This window comes from Mycobacterium sp. E2238, assembly GCF_001672665.1.
Classification (GTDB): Bacteria; Actinomycetota; Actinomycetes; order Mycobacteriales; family Mycobacteriaceae; genus Mycobacterium.
Genome location: NZ_LZKF01000137.1, coordinates 1 through 1197 on the forward strand (window position 1 = coordinate 1; position 1197 = coordinate 1197).

At 63.1% G+C, this 1197-nt stretch carries 1 protein-coding gene and 2 pseudogenes; all 3 read right to left on the reverse strand.

The genetic code is table 11. The features are described 5' to 3' along the window. A pseudogene (locus tag A5711_RS11365) lies at positions 1-98 on the reverse strand (WXG100 family type VII secretion target); the annotation flags it as partial. 284 nt (positions 99-382) lie between these two features. Then, positions 383-682: a PE family protein gene (locus A5711_RS11370; RefSeq protein WP_066957025.1), complete on the reverse strand. Its 300-nt coding sequence runs from the start codon at positions 680-682 to the stop codon at positions 383-385. 401 nt (positions 683-1083) lie between these two features. Further along, a pseudogene (locus A5711_RS26290) lies at positions 1084-1197 on the reverse strand (hypothetical protein); the annotation flags it as partial.

The window sequence follows — 1197 nt, forward strand, 5'->3', positions numbered from 1 at the left end:
ATCTTGCGAGCCTCGTCCTCAACCGTCTGGGCGTGCACCTCGAAGCGGCCCGCCATCGCCCGCATTTCGTGCGGGTCAGTCATAAAACGTGTTGCCATGTGGCTGTCTCCTTTTTAAGTGAGTACTCAGATACTTGCTGTGGTTACGACGCTGGCCGGACCGGTCACGCGCTGGCGAGCCGCCGAGCCGAATGCAAAAGGATGATCCCCCCTTCCCGTCAGCCGGCGGCCACCGGTTGCTCTAACACGGTGAGACGGACGTCAAACCCGAACTCCGGCGTTTGAGTTGTCCGGCCGTCAGCCCCCGAGATCATCGGTAGCTGGGCGGTGAGGTGGGATTCCACGTCGAGACGCCTTGTCCCAGACCATCAACCGCCAACCGACTAGCCCGTGGCAGCTGCGTTGATTGCCTCGGTCGCAGCGTACGAGCCAGAACTGGTCGACAGCGTGTTCACGAACGCCTCGTGAATGGCGGCGGCCTGCGCGCTGACCGCCTGGTACATCTGCGCGTGCGCCGCGAACTGCGCCGCAGTCAGCGCCGACACCTCGTCGGCAGCGGCGGGCACCACCCCGGTCGTAGGGGCGGCGGCAGCCGCGTTCTGAGCGCTCAACGTTGAGCCAATGGCCTGCAAGTTTCCGGCCGCCGCAGCCAGAGCCTCGGGCTGTGTGGTCACGAACGACATACTTGGTTCCCTCCTAAGTTCAATCCCCGACTCTGCAGAGAGTAGATGACCGCGACCTCCGAAGCTCTTTCGGAAGCCGCCTGTTTGCAACTGTTCACTTGACGGTACGGCGAATTCATTTTTGGTAACGACACAGTAACAGCGTCTGACCTGGATCGCAGCACCTTGCAGTAGCGTCACAGCAAACTGTGACAGAGTCGGCAGGCAAAGTTGCTGGTGGACCTTGCCCAGCCGCTGTGGCACCGCAGTTCGCAATAAGATCTCGTTGCTCGCAAACTCCTTCCGCGCGGGCGGGACCGCCCACAGCATCCCGACGACCCAGGGCTCTCCGAAAGGGTTTTGAGTCCCTTGAGTAGAGGCATTAGGTCCTTTCGACACCCACGCCGGTTACGCGGTGCTGATCAGCCGGCGAAGGGGGGTCGGGCCATGACGGTGGGGCGGAATCCGTATCGGGGTCCGGCGCCGGCGTGGGTGCCAGAGCCCATACCGGCCAGGGGCATGCCGCCGAGCAGGTT